This is a genomic window from Streptomyces sp. SAS_272 (assembly GCF_052543235.1).
Map to the genome: position 1 here is coordinate 15,915 of NZ_JBMNDR010000103.1, position 14,631 is coordinate 30,545.

Genomic DNA, 14,631 nt, shown 5'->3' on the forward strand with positions numbered 1-14,631 from the left:
CGTGTGCGCCCCCGGGGGCACCCGTGTGCGACCCCTCGGGAGAGTCGCTCTGTCACCGCGTTGTCGTCCGGGCATGGAATCATGGCAGGGCGGCCCAACCGATGGGCCGTTGCCTTGGGTTGGCGATGGCTCAGGACCACGGCCACAGCCTTCAGGGGGAGGAACGATGGCGGACAGCTTCGGACCGATGCGTGACGAGGGTTCCCACGAGGGTGTCGTCGGCATGGGCCCGGACGCGGGTGATGGCGGCACTTCACGCAAGGAGCCGATCAGAGTCCTTGTCGTGGACGACCACGCCCTGTTCCGCCGCGGACTGGAGATCGTGCTGGCGGCCGAGGAGGACATCCAGGTCGTCGGTGAGGCGGGTGACGGCGCCGAGGCGGTGGACAAGGCGGCCGACCTGCTGCCCGACATCGTGCTGATGGACGTGCGGATGCCCAAGCGCGGCGGCATCGAGGCGTGCACCTCCATCAAGGAGGTCGCTCCCAGCGCGAAGATCATCATGTTGACGATCAGCGACGAGGAGGCCGACCTCTACGAGGCGATCAAGGCGGGCGCGACCGGTTACCTCCTGAAGGAGATCTCCACGGACGAGGTCGCCACCGCGATCCGTGCGGTGGCCGACGGGCAGTCGCAGATCAGCCCCTCCATGGCGTCGAAGCTGCTCACCGAGTTCAAGTCGATGATCCAGCGGACCGACGAGCGCCGGCTCGTCCCCGCGCCGCGGCTGACGGACCGGGAGCTGGAGGTGCTCAAGCTGGTCGCCACGGGGATGAACAACCGTGACATCGCCAAGGAGTTGTTCATCTCCGAGAACACCGTGAAGAACCATGTGCGCAACATCCTGGAGAAGCTGCAGTTGCACTCCAGGATGGAGGCGGTGGTGTACGCGATGCGGGAGAAGATCCTCGAGATCCGCTGACGCCGGTCCGGGCCGTCGTGCTGCGGTCGGGTCAGGCGAGTGCGCGGGCGAGTTCCCCGGCGAGCGGTTCGCGCAGCTCCGGGGCGTCCACGCGTTCCACGCGCACGTCCGTGCAGTCGACCCACGTGGCGGCTTCGAGCAGGGCCTGGGCGACCGCCGGGACGGCTTTGGGGCCGTCCAGGGTGACCTGCTTGGCGACCAGGGTGCGGCCCTCGCGGGCGGGGTCCACGCGGCCGACGAGCCGGCCGCCGGACAGGACCGGCATCGCGAAGTAACCGTGGACCCGCTTCGGCTTGGGGACGTAGGCCTCCAGGCGGTGGGTGAAGCCGAAGATCCGCTCGGTGCGTGCCCGTTCCCAGATGAGGGAGTCGAAGGGGGACAGGAGCGTGGTGCGGTGGCGGCCGCGCGGAGCCGTCTCCACCGCGGCCGGATCGGCCCACGCGGGCTTGCCCCAGCCTTCGACGGTGACCGGGACCAGGCCGGAGTCGGCGATCACCGCGTCGACCTGTTCGCCCTTGAGACGGTGGTAGTCGGCGATGTCCGCCCGCGTGCCGACGCCGAGGGACTGGCCGGCCAGGAGGACGAGGCGGCGCAGGCATTCGGCGTCGTCGAGCTCGTCGTGCAGCAGGGCGGCGGGTACCGCGCGTTCGGCCAGGTCGTACACGCGCTTCCAGCCGCGGCGCTCGACGCAGACCACCTCGCCGTACATCAGTGCGCGTTCCACGGCGACCTTGGTGCCGGACCAGTCCCACCACTCGCTGGTCTTCTTCGCTCCGCCCAGGTCCGTGGCGGTGAGGGGGCCTTCGGCGCGGAGCTGCTTGAGGACCTGGTCGTAGGTGCCCTCGGGGAGGGTGTGGTTCCAGTGCGGCCGGTTGCGGTAGGCGCGGCGGCGGAAGGCGAAGTGGGGCCATTCCTCGATGGGGAGGATGCAGGCGGCGTGGGACCAGTACTCGAAGGCGTGGGTGTCGTGCCAGTAGGCGCGCTCGACCGTTCCGCGGCCCACGGCGCCCAGGCGGGCGTAGGGGATCAGCTCGTGGGAGCGGGCCAGGACGGAGATGGTGTCGAGCTGGACCGCGCCGAGGTGGCGGAGCACGCCACGGACGCCGGCCTTGCGGTCGGGCGTGCCGAGGAAGCCCTGCGCGCGCAGGGCGATGCGGCGGGCTTCGTCTGCGGAGAGCTCGGCGGCGGGGCGCGGGGTCGTCATGGTCCGCACGATAGGCGGTGGGTCTGACAGTGGCTGGTGAGCTGGGGTTTTGCGGCGGTAGGCGGTAGGCGGTAGGCGCGGTGGCGGTGGCGGGCGTGCGGGGACCTGTTCCGGTGAGCGAGTGAGTGGGTGAGTGGGTGAGTGGGTCGGCGGTCGGTGACGGGCGTGGGCGTCAGTCGTCCGACGGTGCGGGTATGTACGGCGCGGTGGACGGGAGTCCCAGGTCCGAGGGGAGCAGGGAGGCGATCCAGCAGTCCCGTCGTACGCCCTTGTTGTCGATGGCGCAGCGCAGGGTGCCCTCCAGGGTGAAGCCGGCGTGCTCCGCCACCGCGAGGGAGGGGGCGTTGCCGACTTCCGCCCGCCATTCGACGCGGTCGACGGCGAGGGTGGTGAAGGCCCAGCGGGCGGCGGTGAGGGCGGCCTCGGTGGTGTAGCCGCGGCCGCGGTGTTCCTTGACGGCCCAGAAGCCGATCTCGGCGGTGCCCGGGGAGCGCATGGTGAGGCTGAGGGCGCCGGTGAGGGCTCCGCCGGGGAGGAAGACGCCGAAGGTGAACATCGCGCCGGTCGTCCAGCCCTCCGGTGCGATCAGCTCGATGAAGCTGCGTGCGTGTTCTGGGAGGTAGGGGGAGGGGATGGTCGTCCAGCGCTGGATGTCGGGGTCCTGGGCCGCCGTGTACACGGCTTCGGTGTCCTGGGCGCCGAGGGGGCGCAGGACGAGGCGGGCGCTGGTGAGGGTGACGGGCGGGTGCTCCATCGACCGATTCTGCTGGGAGAGCGGGGTGGCCGCCATCGGTTTGCGCCGCGTGAGGGTGCGATCACAATTCGCGCACTTCGTCGGGCGGACGCGGCACCATCGGCGGCGCCCGGCCGTTGTCCTCTTTGAAGAAGATTTGGGTGAAGCCGCGCAGCGGTTGCAGTCCTCGCCACGGCAGGCCTCCCGGCGTGGTGGGGTCCTCGCATACGATGGCCGTTGCTCAGTGAGTCATATGGAAACCGTCCGTCCTAGGCCCGACCGGCAAGGAGACCAACCCCCGTGTCCGTCCTCTCGAAGATCATGCGTGCAGGCGAAGGCAAGATCCTGCGCAAGCTGCACCGCATCGCGGACCAGGTCAACTCCATCGAAGAGGACTTCGTCGACCTCTCCGACGCCGAGCTGCGGGCCCTCACCGAGGAGTACAAGCAGCGGTACGCCGACGGTGAGAGTCTGGACGACCTGCTGCCCGAGGCGTTCGCCACCGTGCGCGAGGCCGCGAAGCGCGTTCTGGGCCAGCGTCACTACGACGTGCAGATCATGGGCGGCGCGGCCCTGCACCTCGGCTATGTGGCGGAGATGAAGACCGGTGAGGGCAAGACCCTCGTCGGCACGCTGCCCGCGTATCTGAACGCGCTGTCCGGCAAGGGCGTGCACCTGATCACGGTCAACGACTACCTGGCCGAGCGTGACTCGGAGATGATGGGCCGCGTCCACAAGTTCCTGGGCCTGGAGGTCGGCTGCATCCTGGCCAACATGACGCCGGCCCAGCGGCGCGAGATGTACCACTGCGACATCACGTACGGCACGAACAACGAGTTCGGCTTCGACTACCTGCGCGACAACATGGCGTGGGCGCAGGACGAGCTGGTCCAGCGCGGCCACAACTTCGCCATCGTGGACGAGGTCGACTCCATCCTGGTCGACGAGGCGCGTACGCCGCTGATCATCTCCGGCCCGGCCGACCAGGCCACCAAGTGGTACGGCGACTTCGCGAAGCTGGTGACGCGCCTGAAGAAGGGCGAGGCCGGCAACCCCCTCAAGGGCATCGAGGAGACCGGCGACTACGAGGTCGACGAGAAGAAGCGCACGGTCGCCATTCACGAGAGCGGTGTCAGCAAGGTCGAGGACTGGCTGGGCATCGACAACCTCTACGAGTCGGTGAACACGCCTCTGGTGGGCTACCTGAACAACGCCATCAAGGCGAAGGAGCTCTTCAAGAAGGACAAGGACTACGTCGTCATGGACGGCGAAGTCATGATCGTCGACGAGCACACCGGTCGTATCCTGGCCGGTCGCCGTTACAACGAGGGCATGCACCAGGCGATCGAGGCGAAGGAAGGGGTGGACATCAAGGACGAGAACCAGACGCTCGCCACGATCACCCTTCAGAACTTCTTCCGTCTCTACAAGCGCCACAACCACGACGGCAAGGAACAGCCCGGCCTGTGCGGCATGACGGGTACGGCGATGACCGAGGCCGCCGAGTTCCACCAGATCTACAAGCTCGGCGTGGTGCCGATCCCGACGAACCGGCCGATGGTCCGCAAGGACCAGTCGGACCTGATCTACCGCACCGAGGTCGCGAAGTTCGAGGCGGTCGTCGACGACATCGCCGAGAAGCACGAGAAGGGTCAGCCGATCCTCGTCGGCACGACGTCGGTCGAGAAGTCCGAGTACCTGTCGCAGCAGCTGTCGAAGCGGGGCATCCAGCACGAGGTGCTGAACGCCAAGCACCACGAGCGTGAGGCGTCGATCGTCGCCCAGGCCGGCCGTCGTGGCGCGGTCACGGTGGCCACGAACATGGCCGGCCGTGGCACGGACATCAAGCTCGGCGGCAACCCCGACGACCTCGCCGAGGCGGAGCTGCGTCAGCGCGGCCTCGACCCGGAGGAGCACATCGAGGAGTGGGCGGCCGCGCTGCCCGCCGCTCTGGAGAAGGCCGAGCAGGCGGTCAAGGCCGAGTTCGACGAGGTCAAGGAGCTGGGCGGCCTCTACGTGCTCGGCACCGAGCGGCACGAGTCGCGTCGTATCGACAACCAGCTGCGCGGTCGTTCCGGCCGTCAGGGCGACCCGGGCGAGTCCCGGTTCTACCTGTCGCTGGGTGACGACCTGATGCGGCTGTTCAAGGCCCAGATGGTCGAGCGCGTGATGTCGATGGCGAACGTGCCGGACGACGTGCCGATCGAGAACAAGATGGTCACGCGCGCGATCGCGTCCGCGCAGTCGCAGGTGGAGCAGCAGAACTTCGAGACGCGTAAGAACGTCCTGAAGTACGACGAGGTGCTCAACCGTCAGCGTGAGGTCATCTACGGCGAGCGGCGTCGCGTGCTGGAGGGTGAGGACCTGCAGGAGCAGATCCACCACTTCATGGACGACACGATCGACGCGTACGTCGGCGCGGAGACCGCCGAGGGCTTCCCGGAGGACTGGGACCTGGACCGGCTGTGGGGCGCCTTCAAGCAGCTCTACCCGGTGAAGGTGACGGTGGAGGAGCTGGAGGAGGCGGCCGGCGACCGGGCCGGCCTGACGGCCGAGTTCATCTCCGAGTCCATCAAGGACGACATCCGCGAGCAGTACGAGTCGCGTGAGTCGCAGCTCGGCTCGGAGATCATGCGTGAGCTGGAGCGCCGGGTCGTGCTGTCGGTCCTGGACCGTAAGTGGCGTGAGCACCTCTACGAGATGGACTACCTCCAGGAGGGCATCGGTCTGCGCGCGATGGCGCAGAAGGACCCCCTGGTGGAGTACCAGCGCGAGGGCTTCGACATGTTCTCCGCGATGATGGACGGCATCAAGGAGGAGTCCGTCGGCTACCTGTTCAACCTGGAGGTCCAGGTCGAGCAGCAGGTCGAGGAGGTCCCGGTGGAGGACGCGCCGGCCGACAAGGACAAGCAGGACGTGGTGCCGGCGCAGGCGGGTTCGCGTCCGGAGATCCGTGCGAAGGGCCTGGACGCTCCGCAGCGTCGTCAGCTGCACTTCTCGGCGCCCACGGTGGACGGCGAAGGCGGCACGATCGAGGGTGACTTCGAGAGCGACGACGACGAGCCGGTCCGTTCCGCGGCCGACGGTCTCACGCGCGCGGAGCGCCGCAAGCAGGCGAAGGCCGGGCGGCGCCGCAAGAAGTAGTGGGGCGCACGGTCGCTGCGGCGGTCGTGCGGCGGCTTGAGGGCCGGGTCACCTGCGGGTGGCCCGGCCCTTTCTTGTGCTCGCGGGCCTTGCGCCGGTCGACGGCGGGATCGGGGGCCGCTTCAGTCGTCGCGGGTGTGGGGCCTGCGGGGGCCGTCGAGTTCCACGGCGGTGCAGCGCCAGCGGCGGTCCGTGCCGAGTTCCAGGCGGAAGGCCATCGCGCGCAGGCGGTCGCCCGCGCCGATGCGGGCGAAGGCCTCGATGGCGCCCGGGCGCGGAACGTAGTAACCGATGTCGCGGACGACGGCACGGGCGCCGTGGGAGGTGCGCAGGGGGCCGCGTTCGGCGAGGTGGGCGAGGTCGTCGTAGGCGCGGCCGAGGGTGTGCCGGAGCATGAAGTGGACGGGGCGGCGGCCGGTCAGGACGGCGAGGAGGCGGTCCGCGAAGAGGTCGGTGGGGCGGGGCTGGGTGAGAGGACGACGCGGGGCCCGGGCGGGGGCCGCGGGGGAGCCGTGGGTGGGAGGGACCGACGGGACCGACGGGACGGGTGGGACTGACGGTACGGGCGGGACCGGCAGGACGGGCGAGCGGTGGCCGGCGGCCGGGGTGCGGGGTGGAGCGGTGCGCGGGGCGCCGCCGTCGGGGGTGCGGGGCGGGGCGCCGGCGGGGCGCCGGGTGTCGCGGCGGCCGGGGGGTCGGGCGCCGGGGGGTCGGGCGCCGGCGTGTTGGGCGCCAGGGGGGTGGGCGCCAGGGTGGCGGTGCGTCCTCGTCATGACCTTGTCCATGGGGGGTCCCCGTTCGCTGGGCTCTTGGAGCTCTGCTTCTACCGAGCGGTAACTTGCCGCTGTGGATCTTGTACGGGTTCGTGGCCCGCCGTGGCAAGGAAGCGGAGGGGTGGGTGCGCGGGGCTGGAAGGTTCACCTATCAGGGGTGGGGCGGCTCGCCCGGAGCCCGATGCTGTGGGCCGGGGCCGGGTGAGAACCGGGGTGCGGGGTTGACGTCCGACGGGGTGCGGGCAGGGACCCGAAAGGGGACGCCCGCACGTATCCTGAAGGCCCTCCGGAAGGTGCGGAACCGTGCTTCCCGGGGCACCGAGTCCGAGCCGGCGACCCGAAAGCCGGCGACCACGAGAAGAGCGGCCAGCCATGCGCGTCTACGTCCCCCTGACCCTCCCGGGCCTCGCCGAGGCGCACAAGACGGGTGAGCTGGGAGCCGGGCCGCTCGTCGCGTACGCCGTCACGCCCGCGCTGCGCGAGTGGTACCTCTCCGACGACACCGAGGAACTGGAGTACGCGGCGCTCGGCAGGGCGGCTCTCGCCTCGCTGCGGCTTCTGGACGCGGACCCGGGCGCGCCGCGGCGGCGGGTCGTGGTCGCCGTCGACGTGCCGGACCGTATGGCCGCCGTAGGCCCCGAGGGTGGGCCCGGCCGTGCGTCCGGGCGGGCGCCCGACCCGGACGCGCCGGATGCGCCGGGCGGGCCGGGCGAGGTGCGGGTGAGCGGCGCCGTGCGGCTGGCCAAGGCGGCCGCGGTGCACGTCGACGCGCCCGAGGCGGAGGCTGACGTGACCGCGGCCGCGCGGGCCCTCGCCGCGGCGGACGGCGGGGACGACGACGCGCAGGCCGTCGTGGACGGGGCCGAGGACCACGAGCTGCTCTGGTTCGCCCCGCAGGAGATCGCGAGCCTGCTGGGGTCCGGGGTCTGAGCGCGAGCCGCCCGGGAGGGGCCTGACTCCCCCGGGTTCTCGGCTCTCCGGCTCTCCCGGGCCCTCGGCTCTCCCGGCTCCCGGCCCTCCTGGTCCTCTGCGGCCCTCCCGCTCTGGCTCTCCGGGCCTTCTGGCCCCTGGGGCCTCTCGCCTTCCAGGGCCCGGCCCTTCCGGGCTTCCCCGGGGCCGCCTGGCTGATCCGAGCCTTCCCCGGCCCGGCTTCCCCGGCCCGGCTTCCTCGGCCCGGCTCTTCCCGACCCGGCTTCCCCGGCCCGCCCGGCTCTTCCCGGGGCGCTCCGGGGCGTTCCAGGGGGCGACGGTCTCTTGACTGTCGGTGGCGGCGGGTATTTTTGCAGACATGGGGAAGCAGCAAGCGGCGCACATCGTCTGGGACTGGAACGGGACGCTGTTCCACGACAACGACGCGATCATCGGGGCGACGAACGCGGCGTTCGTCGAGTTGGGGCTGGAGCCGATCACGCTGGAGCAGTACCGGGCGCTGTACTGCGTGCCGGTGCCGAGGTTCTACGAGCGGCTGATGGGCAGGCTGCCCACCGACGCCGAGTGGGAGCTGATGGACGGGGTCTTCCACCGGTACTACGCGGAGCACCGGGTGCGGTGCGGGCTCACCGAGGGCGCGGCGGAGCTGCTCGCGGGGTGGCGGTCGGCGGGGCACAGTCAGTCACTGCTGAGCATGTACGTGCACGATGAACTCGTGCCGCTGGTACGGGGGTTCGGGATCGAGCCGCACTTCGTCCGGGTCGACGGGCGGATCGGGCCCTCCGGGGGCAGCAAGGCCGAGCACATGGTGCGGCACCTGGCGGCGCTTGCCGGGGTGGAGCCGGCGCGCACGGTGGTGATCGGGGACGCGGCCGACGACGCGGTGGCCGCGCTGCACGCGGGGGCGAAGGCCGTTCTGTACACCGGCGGGTCGCACAGCCGGGCCAGCCTGGAGGGGGTCGGGGCGCCGGTGGTCGACACGCTGGGGGAGGCCGTGGAGATGGCGGGGCGTATCGCCGCGTAGGCCTCCGGCGGTGGGGCGGGGCTCGTGGGGTGCTCGGGTGGGGGGCCTGGGTGTCTCGCCCCCGCCGCCCCTACCCGTCCCATCCAGGGACTGCGTCCCCTGGGCCCCGGGCCGGGACTGCGTCCCCTGCACCCCTGGCGGACTGCATCTCCCGGTGGGGATGCCCGTGCCGCATCCGGCTGTGCCGCTTGCCCTCGGCGGGCTGTGCCCCTCGCCTCGCCCGCGGGACTGCGTTCCCCCCTCGCGGTGTGCGGTCGGCTTCCGTTGCTGTTGCGGTGGCCTCGCGGGGAGGGCCGCGTTCGGTGGGGTAGGTGGGGGGCGTGGCGGTCCTCGGCTGGGGCCCCGCCGGGGCGGGGTGGGTGTGGGGCTGTTGGTTCTGTGCATAACGTCAAACTTCTGGCCCCTCTTTTGTACACATACGGCTCATGACGGGGGGCCTGGGGGGAGCGATAGCCTTGGTGGCGTGATCAGCGCGATATCTCGCGGGGGCGCTGTTGCCCCTGCCCTGCGCCCGGTGTGTGCGGACCATCTCCGCGACCGGGCGGCGATCGCTGGTCGGCGCGGGCGGGACAGGGGCGCGAAGTGCCCCGGGACGCCGTGCACACCCGGCGGGAAAAGCGTGACGCGGAGAGCAGCGTCACACGCCGGAGTGGTGTCGAGAATGGCTGATAACCCCCCGCTCATCTCACCTTGCGGCATAGCGTCGGAGCAGACCGGAGACCCCGGCCCGTGGCGTCGAGCCGCAGGGGAAGAGCCCGTACTTCCTTCTACGTCACGCAACGGCGCGCGACAGGAGTCAGAGGACAATGCAGACCAAGCTGGACGAAGCCAAGGCCGAGCTGCTCGACAGGGCGGCGCGGGTCGCTGAGAACAGCCCGGTCGGGGGGCATCTACCGACTGGGACGACGGGCGAGGGCACTCCGGGCACCCCGGACCACGCCGCTCTGCTCGCGTTCCTCCAGCGCTACTACCTGCACACCGCCCAGGAGGACCTGAGCGACCGCGACCCGGTCGACGTCTTCGGGGCGGCGCTCTCCCACTACCGGCTGGCCGAGAACCGGCCGCAGGGCACCGCGAACGTGCGGGTGCACACGCCCACCGTCGAGGAGAACGGCTGGACGTGCAGCCATTCCGTCGTCGAGGTGGTCACCGACGACATGCCGTTCCTGGTCGACTCCGTCACCAACGAACTGACCCGGCAGGGGCGGGGCATCCACCTCGTCATCCACCCGCAGGTCATGGTGCGGCGCGATGTGACCGGCAAGCTCATCGAGGTGCTGAGCGTCCCGCCGGCCCCGGGGACGCTTCCGCACGACGGGCACGTCGAGTCCTGGATCCACGTCGAGATCGACCGTGAGACGGACCGCGCCGACCTCAAGCAGATCACCGCCGATCTGCTGCGCGTCCTGTCCGACGTCCGGGAGGCCGTCGAGGACTGGGAGAAGATGCGGGAGACGGCGCTGCGCGTCGCCGACGAGCTTCCCGAGGAGCATGTTCCCGGCGATCTGGCGCGGCCCGAGGTCGACGAGGCCCGCGAGCTGCTGCGCTGGCTGGCCGCCGACCACTTCACCTTCCTCGGCTACCGGGAGTACCAGCTGCGGGGGGACGACTCGCTGGCCGCCGTTCCCGGGACCGGGCTCGGCATCCTGCGCTCCGACCCGCATCACGCCGACGGTGACGCCCACCCCGTCAGCCCGTCCTTCGAGCGGCTGCCGGCCGACGCCCGGGCCAAGGCGCGGGAGCACAAGCTGCTGGTGCTGACCAAGGCGAACAGCAGGGCCACCGTGCACCGGCCCTCCTACCTCGACTACGTCGGTGTGAAGAAGTTCGACGAGGCGGGCAACGTCGTCGGCGAGCGGCGCTTCCTCGGGCTGTTCTCCTCCGCCGCCTACACCGAGTCGGTCGTGCGGGTGCCGGTCGTGCGCCGCAAGGTCGCGGCCGTGCTGGAAGGCGCCGGCTTCTCGCCCAACAGCCACGACGGACGCGACCTGCTCCAGATCATGGAGACCTACCCGCGCGACGAGATCTTCCAGACGCCGGTGGACGAGCTGAGGTCCATCGTCACCAGCGTCCTGTACCTGCAGGAGCGGCGCCGGCTGCGGCTCTACCTCCGGCAGGACGAGTACGGGCGCTACTACTCCGCGCTCGTCTACCTGCCCCGCGACCGGTACACGACGGGCGTGCGGCTGCGGATCATCGACATCCTGAAGGAGGAACTGGGCGGGACGAGCGTCGACTTCACCGCCTGGAACACCGAGTCGATCCTGTCCCGGCTGCACTTCGTGGTCCGCGTGCCGCAGGGCACCGAGCTGCCGGAGCTGTCCGACGCCGACAAGGAGCGCATCGAGGCGCGCCTGGTCGAGGCGGCACGCTCCTGGGCCGACGCGTTCCAGGAGGCGCTCAACGCCGAACTCGGCGAGGAGAAGGCCGCGGAGCTGCTGCGGCGCTACAGCCACGCCTTCCCCGAGGGCTACAAGGCCGACCACACGCCGCGCGCCGCGGTCGCCGACCTCGTCCACCTGGAGCGGCTGACCGAGGAGCGGAACTTCTCGCTGAGCCTTTACGAGCCGGTGGGCGCCGCGCCCGGCGAGCGCCGTTTCAAGATCTACCGCAAGGGTGACGCGATCTCCCTGTCGGCGGTGCTGCCGGTGCTGAGCCGGCTCGGCGTCGAGGTGATCGACGAGCGGCCGTACGAACTGCGCTGCTCGGACCGCACGCACGCATGGATCTACGACTTCGGTCTGCGCATCCCCAAGGCGCTGGCGGGCCCCGGCGGCGACTTCCTCGGCGACGACGGGCGCGAGCGGTTCCAGGAGGCGTTCTCGGCCACCTGGACGGGCAAGGCGGAGAACGACGGGTTCAACGCGCTGGTGCTGGGCGCGGGGCTGAGCTGGCGGCAGGCGGTGGTGCTGCGCGCGTACGCCAAGTACCTGCGGCAGGCCGGGTCCACGTTCAGCCAGGACTACATGGAGGACACGCTCCGCACGAACGTGCACACCACGCGGCTGCTGGTGTCGCTGTTCGAGGCGCGGATGTCGCCCGACCGGCAGCGCGCCGGGCACGAGATCGTCGACGCCCTGCTCGAGGAGCTCGACGCGGCGCTCGACCAGGTGGCCTCGCTGGACGAGGACCGCATTCTGCGGTCCTTCCTCACCGTCATCAAGGCGACCCTGCGCACCAACTTCTTCCAGGAGCGCGCGGACGGCGGGCCGCACGACTACGTGTCGATGAAGTTCGACCCGCAGGCCATCCCGGACCTGCCGGCGCCGAGGCCCGCGTTCGAGATCTGGGTGTACTCGCCGCAGGTGGAGGGTGTGCACCTGCGGTTCGGGAAGGTCGCGCGCGGCGGTCTGCGCTGGTCCGACCGGCGTGAGGACTTCCGGACCGAGGTGCTCGGCCTGGTGAAGGCGCAGATGGTGAAGAACACCGTCATCGTGCCGGTCGGCGCCAAGGGCGGCTTCGTCGCCAAGCAGCTGCCCGACCCGGCCGTGGACCGTGACGCGTGGCTCGCCGAGGGCATCTCCAGCTACAGGACGTTCATCTCGGCGCTGCTCGACATCACCGACAACATGGTCGGCGGGGAGGTCGTGCCGCCGGCCGACGTCGTGCGGCACGACGAGGACGACACCTACCTGGTGGTCGCCGCCGACAAGGGCACGGCGACGTTCTCCGACATCGCCAACCAGGTCGCCGAGTCGTACGACTTCTGGCTCGGGGACGCCTTCGCCTCCGGCGGCTCGGCCGGCTACGACCACAAGGGCATGGGCATCACGGCCCGCGGCGCCTGGGAGTCCGTGAAGCGGCACTTCCGGGAGCTGGGCGTGGACACGCAGACCGAGGACTTCACGGTCGTCGGCATCGGCGACATGTCCGGTGACGTGTTCGGCAACGGCATGCTGCTCAGCGAGCACATCCGGCTGGTCGCCGCCTTCGACCACCGGCACATCTTCATCGACCCGAAGCCGGAGGCGGCGACCTCGTACGCCGAGCGGCGCCGGCTGTTCGAACTGCCCCGTTCCAGCTGGGCCGACTACAACGCCGAACTGCTCTCCGCGGGCGGCGGGATCTTCCCCCGTACCGCCAAGGCGATCCCGGTCAACTCGCATATCCGGGAGGCCCTCGGCATCGACGCGGGCGTCACCAAGCTGACCCCGGCCGACCTGATGAAGGCGATCCTGCGGGCGCCGGTGGACCTGCTGTGGAACGGCGGCATCGGCACGTATGTGAAGTCCGCCGCGGAGTCGAACGCCGACGTCGGCGACAAGGCCAACGACCCGATCCGGGTGGACGGCGCCGACCTGCGCGTCAAGGTCGTCGGCGAGGGCGGCAACCTGGGGCTGACCCAGCTCGGCCGGATCGAGTTCGCGCTGCACGGCGGCCGCATCAACACGGACGCCATCGACAACAGTGCCGGCGTGGACACCTCCGACCACGAGGTGAACATCAAGATCCTGCTCAACGGGCTGGTCGCCGAGGGCGACATGACCGTCAAGCAGCGCAACAAGCTGCTCGCGGAGATGACCGACGAGGTCGGCGCGCTCGTGCTGCGCAACAACTACGCGCAGAACACGGCGATCGCCAACGCCCTCGCCCAGTCGAAGGACATGCTCCATGCCCAGCAGCGCTTCATGCGTCACCTGGTGCGGGAGGGACATCTGGACCGGGCCCTGGAGTTCCTGCCCACCGACCGGCAGATCCGCGAGCGTCTCGGCGCCGGCCAGGGTCTGACCAGTCCCGAGACGGCCGTCCTGATGGCGTACACCAAGATCACGGTGTCGGACGAGCTGCTGCACACCTCGCTGCCGGACGATCCCTACCTGCGGACGCTGCTGCACGCGTACTTCCCGACGGCGTTGCGCGAGCGGTTCCCCGAGGGCGTCGACAGCCACCCGCTGCGCCGTGAGATCACCACGACCGTCCTGGTCAACGACACGGTCAACACGGGCGGCACGACGTATCTGCACCGGCTGCGCGAGGAGACCGGCGCTTCGCTGGAGGAGATCGTGCGGGCGCAGACCGTGGCCCGGGCGATCTTCAGCTCGGCGCCGGTGTGGGACGCGGTGGAGGAGCTGGACAACCGGGTCGAGGCCGACGTGCAGACCCGGATCCGGCTGCACTCGCGGCGGCTCGTCGAGCGCGGCACGCGCTGGCTGCTGAACAACCGGCCGCAGCCGCTGCAGCTCGCGGAGACGGTCGACTTCTTCGCCGAGCGCGTCGAGCAGGTGTGGTCGCAGCTGACGAAGCTGCTGCGGGGCGCGGACCTGGAGTGGTGGCAGCGCATCCACGACGAGCTGACCGCGTCCGGCGTGCCGGACGAGCTGGCGACGCGGGTGGCCGGGTTCTCCTCGGCGTTCCCGGCGCTGGACATCGTGTCGGTGGCCGACCGTATGGGCAAGGACCCGCTGGACGTCGCCGAGGTGTACTACGACCTCGCCGACCGCCTGCAGATCAGCCGGCTGATGGACCGGATCATCGAGTTGCCGCGCGCCGACCGCTGGCAGTCGATGGCCCGCGCCTCCATCCGCGAGGACCTGTTCGCGGCGCACGCGGCGCTGACCGCGGACGTCCTGGCGGTCGGCAACGGGACGTCGACGCCCGAGCAGCGGTTCACGGCGTGGGAGGAGAAGAACGCGGCGATCCTGGGGCGGGCGCGCACCACGCTGGAGGAGATCCAGAGTTCGGAGACGTTCGACCTGGCCAACCTGTCGGTGGCCATGCGGACGATGCGCACGCTGCTGCGGACGCACTCGTAGGCGGTGAGCGGCAGGTCGTAGGCATGCGCGAAGGGCGCCCCCGAACCGCCTTGGGTTCTAGGAGTCGTTGCAACACCCCAGTTCAGGGGATGCGATGGACTTCGAGATCCGTAAGATCCGGACGGCTCAAGGGCCTGTGAAGCTGGCT

The 14,631-nt window shown here is 70.6% G+C and carries 8 protein-coding genes; 5 read left to right on the forward strand and 3 right to left on the reverse strand.

Annotated features, from left to right (window positions below; all coding sequences use genetic code 11):
• Positions 1-166: 166 nt before the first annotated feature.
• A complete protein-coding gene (locus ACN6LD_RS36810) occupies positions 167-922 on the forward strand; it encodes a response regulator transcription factor (protein WP_319197057.1) in 756 nt (251 codons plus the stop codon).
• A 31-nt stretch (positions 923-953) separates the two neighbouring features.
• On the opposite strand, the gene ACN6LD_RS36815 is transcribed toward ACN6LD_RS36810, so the two are convergent.
• The gene (locus tag ACN6LD_RS36815) at positions 954-2,126 is read right to left on the reverse strand and encodes a winged helix-turn-helix domain-containing protein (protein ID WP_319197055.1); all 1,173 of its coding nucleotides are present in this window, start codon (positions 2,124-2,126) and stop codon (positions 954-956) included.
• Between the two features lie 172 nt (positions 2,127-2,298).
• The gene (locus ACN6LD_RS36820) at positions 2,299-2,880 is read right to left on the reverse strand and encodes a GNAT family N-acetyltransferase (protein ID WP_319197053.1); all 582 of its coding nucleotides are present in this window, start codon (positions 2,878-2,880) and stop codon (positions 2,299-2,301) included.
• Between the two features lie 279 nt (positions 2,881-3,159).
• Between ACN6LD_RS36820 and secA the strand changes: the two genes are divergently transcribed.
• A complete protein-coding gene (secA, locus tag ACN6LD_RS36825) occupies positions 3,160-6,003 on the forward strand; it encodes a preprotein translocase subunit SecA (protein ID WP_319197051.1) in 2,844 nt (947 codons plus the stop codon).
• A 122-nt stretch (positions 6,004-6,125) separates the two neighbouring features.
• On the opposite strand, the gene ACN6LD_RS36830 is transcribed toward secA, so the two are convergent.
• Positions 6,126-6,788: an Rv3235 family protein gene (locus ACN6LD_RS36830; RefSeq protein WP_445045427.1), complete on the reverse strand. Its 663-nt coding sequence runs from the start codon at positions 6,786-6,788 to the stop codon at positions 6,126-6,128.
• Between the two features lie 360 nt (positions 6,789-7,148).
• On the opposite strand from ACN6LD_RS36830, the gene ACN6LD_RS36835 reads away from it, so the two are divergent.
• The 3 genes from ACN6LD_RS36835 to ACN6LD_RS36845 all read left to right on the forward strand — a co-directional run bounded on the left by ACN6LD_RS36835 (position 7,149) and on the right by ACN6LD_RS36845 (position 14,483).
• On the forward strand, positions 7,149-7,706 hold the full coding sequence (locus tag ACN6LD_RS36835) for a DUF6912 family protein (protein ID WP_445045428.1): 558 nt from the start codon (positions 7,149-7,151) through the stop codon (positions 7,704-7,706).
• Between the two features lie 358 nt (positions 7,707-8,064).
• Entirely contained in the window at positions 8,065-8,730 is a 666-nt protein-coding gene (locus tag ACN6LD_RS36840; RefSeq protein WP_445045429.1) for an HAD family hydrolase, read from the forward strand.
• A gap of 806 nt (positions 8,731-9,536) precedes the next feature.
• The gene (locus ACN6LD_RS36845) at positions 9,537-14,483 is read left to right on the forward strand and encodes an NAD-glutamate dehydrogenase (RefSeq protein ID WP_319197650.1); all 4,947 of its coding nucleotides are present in this window, start codon (positions 9,537-9,539) and stop codon (positions 14,481-14,483) included.
• The last annotated feature ends 148 nt before the right edge of the window (positions 14,484-14,631 follow it).

Coding starts and splice junctions, on each gene's coding strand:
- ACN6LD_RS36830 (WP_445045427.1), bottom strand. CDS start 6,788: ATGGACAAGGTCATGACGAGGACGCACCGCCACCCTGGCGCCCACCCC.
- ACN6LD_RS36810 (WP_319197057.1), top strand. CDS start 167: ATGGCGGACAGCTTCGGACCGATGCGTGACGAGGGTTCCCACGAGGGT.
- ACN6LD_RS36845 (WP_319197650.1), top strand. CDS start 9,537: ATGCAGACCAAGCTGGACGAAGCCAAGGCCGAGCTGCTCGACAGGGCG.
- ACN6LD_RS36840 (WP_445045429.1), top strand. CDS start 8,065: ATGGGGAAGCAGCAAGCGGCGCACATCGTCTGGGACTGGAACGGGACG.
- ACN6LD_RS36820 (WP_319197053.1), bottom strand. CDS start 2,880: ATGGAGCACCCGCCCGTCACCCTCACCAGCGCCCGCCTCGTCCTGCGC.
- ACN6LD_RS36835 (WP_445045428.1), top strand. CDS start 7,149: ATGCGCGTCTACGTCCCCCTGACCCTCCCGGGCCTCGCCGAGGCGCAC.
- ACN6LD_RS36815 (WP_319197055.1), bottom strand. CDS start 2,126: ATGACGACCCCGCGCCCCGCCGCCGAGCTCTCCGCAGACGAAGCCCGC.